Origin of the sequence: Fructobacillus tropaeoli, from assembly GCF_001047135.2 — a bacterium.
Classification (GTDB): domain Bacteria; phylum Bacillota; class Bacilli; order Lactobacillales; family Lactobacillaceae; genus Fructobacillus; species Fructobacillus tropaeoli.
In genome coordinates, this window is sequence record NZ_DF968107.1 from 1 (window position 1) to 2,297 (window position 2,297).

4 protein-coding genes are annotated in these 2,297 nt (G+C 35.1%); all 4 read right to left on the reverse strand.

Going from position 1 to position 2,297, the window contains the following annotated elements; translation table 11 throughout:
* Window positions 1-4 precede the first annotated feature (4 nt).
* The 4 genes from AOQ32_RS07995 to AOQ32_RS08010 all read right to left on the reverse strand — a co-directional run bounded on the left by AOQ32_RS07995 (window position 5) and on the right by AOQ32_RS08010 (window position 1,763).
* A complete protein-coding gene (locus tag AOQ32_RS07995; RefSeq protein WP_059394362.1) occupies window positions 5-307 on the reverse strand; it encodes a hypothetical protein in 303 nt (100 codons plus the stop codon).
* Window positions 304-630 (reverse strand): hypothetical protein, encoded by a 327-nt coding sequence (locus AOQ32_RS08000; RefSeq protein WP_059394363.1) that lies wholly within the window; start codon window positions 628-630, stop codon window positions 304-306. Before AOQ32_RS08000 ends, AOQ32_RS07995 begins: the two co-directional genes overlap by 4 nt.
* Before the next feature lie 315 nt (window positions 631-945).
* Complete coding sequence (locus tag AOQ32_RS08005; protein ID WP_059394364.1) at window positions 946-1,524, reverse strand: replication protein; 579 nt, start codon at window positions 1,522-1,524, stop codon at window positions 946-948.
* Between the two features lie 83 nt (window positions 1,525-1,607).
* The gene (locus tag AOQ32_RS08010) at window positions 1,608-1,763 is read right to left on the reverse strand and encodes a ribbon-helix-helix domain-containing protein (protein ID WP_059394365.1); all 156 of its coding nucleotides are present in this window, start codon (window positions 1,761-1,763) and stop codon (window positions 1,608-1,610) included.
* Between the last annotated feature and the right edge of the window lie 534 nt (window positions 1,764-2,297).

Below are 2,297 nucleotides of genomic sequence, written 5' to 3' on the forward strand. Positions count from 1 at the left end.
CGCGCTATAAAGGCTGACAATCTCGAGCAAAAACATATAATGCCTTTCCAGCCTTATCATACCACTCACTCAATTGATAAAAATCTTCAGACACAGCTTTATATAAAACTTTTTGCATATCCTTAGCCCATGCAATAATATCCTCAATATTGTAAAGAACAATACCCGACATACCGTAATCATCTGTGTATCCCTTACTAACACTAGTATCAAGCGGATAAGTATTATCAGCAGAAACATAAAGTTCGTTTGCAAACCCATCATTATAAATAATAATTTCCATTGAATAAATACCAGTCTTTATCATGCTAATACCTCCAATCCATCAGCTCTTAAGTAAACATCTTTCTTCTTCCCGTCAACAAAAGCTTCCGGATTAATCAATGATACCCACGATAAATCCTTTACATCAACAATAGTAGAAACCGGCAGTTTAACTCGCACTACTCCTTTACCAGGTGCATATAATTCCACCACTAATGCTTCAACATCACCATATGAATGTGATTCATTATCCCATGAGCGCTTTTCACGTGGTCCTTCACCACAAAGATAAACAAAACGATTATCGTTTCCAAAAACTAATTGATACATTTCAGGCGAGTATCCTGCCATTGAACTATACTTCATCGAAGTTAGTACCTCTTAATTTATTTGTAAAAGAAAACAAATAAAAAATGATATAATCAGCATTGCATAGACTGATAATCAAATTTGATTACCACGGGAACGATTTTCGAGTCGTTCCTTTTTCTTTTACAATACAATTATACCATTATATAAAAATAGTTTCAAATATCCTATTATACTAATTATATAACAGATGGTATAGGTTGTCAAATAAAAAATGCGATATTTTTGTGTTTTTAACACAATCAATCAACTAAATAGTTATTTAAAACAAAAAAAGAAAAAGGACTGATTATATACAGTCCTTTATTTCTTTTATTTATCTTTGTGCTTCAATTGCCAAACACCATCAATCATTTTATTAATCGCAAGCGTGTTATTATTAATCGCCACACTAAACCAATCATCTGACTTTTCAATACACGTTATTAAGAAATCAGCATAATTCATAACATCATTATCATAAATATACTGAACCATATCTTTCATAACCGTTAAACGGTTCGTTGCCGTCAGTTCAAAATATGAACCAACATCAGCACCCGAATGCCCAACAATTTCATCAATTGAATACTGATACTTTTCAGGATTATCCATGTGGATAAAATATCGAACCAAGCCACGGGCTGAGCCCACTTTTTGCGGAATGGGAGCATTTAACGGTTCAATAATTTTTTTAACAGCTTGATAAGTAATCGGGCCATCAGCAGTTAAAAGAATATGCCAATGAGGCTTTTTCTTTTCACCATCAGGATTAACATCCTTATCATGCAAAGGGCTTTCAACCCAACGCATATGAGTTTCATCTAAAATTTCACGCCAATTTTTTGGCGCAGACTCAGGATAAAGGATAAAAGACCAATCACGACCTTTTTGATTTTTATTTTCTGTCATATGCTATAATTTCAAATAGATAGGACGTTCTCTTTGCGGGAGATGTCTTTTTTTTTGCCCAAAAATCCATTTGATTTCCTTTCTTATTTGTAAATTGTTCCATTTTCATTTGCTTGATTTACCAAAAAATTAACCAAACCAGACTTAGTCATACCTGATTTCTTTGCTAGTAATTCCAGATTTTCATTTGTCACTTCAGGCAAGGAAAGAGTAACTTTCTTTTTCTTGATTTCTACCATACTTAAAGTCCTTTCAAACATACATACATTAACAGTATATCATACATAACTAGAAGTACAACATAAATAATTTATACATACGACTTTTTTTATTCATTGCTATAAACGCCCATATATCAACATTTCCCATTGCACATTGAACTCTTTGGGGGCGTCGTAGTACGCCCCCAAATTCCTGGGCCAGCCCAGACCCGCGAGCAATGGTTGCTCGACCCCATCAATTTCGCCATTGAATGGCAAGGCAAAAAATGGTTTTTGCCATACCGTTAGCGTCTTGGCATGCGTTAGTGTGTCAACGCTTATTCTCGGGCTATCGCCCTGCGATATGTTGACACACGGCATTATTAACGTACTATTTACCAAAATAGGGCTTATCAATACTCGCTTGTGCCGTCCCTAACGGTAGTCCGCACTCATCTTGATAAGCCCTGTTTTTTAACAGACCGCTATAATAACAACCTTTAAACCATTACGCGCTATAAAGGCTGACAATCTCGAGCAAAAACATATAATGCCTTTCCAGCCTTATCATAC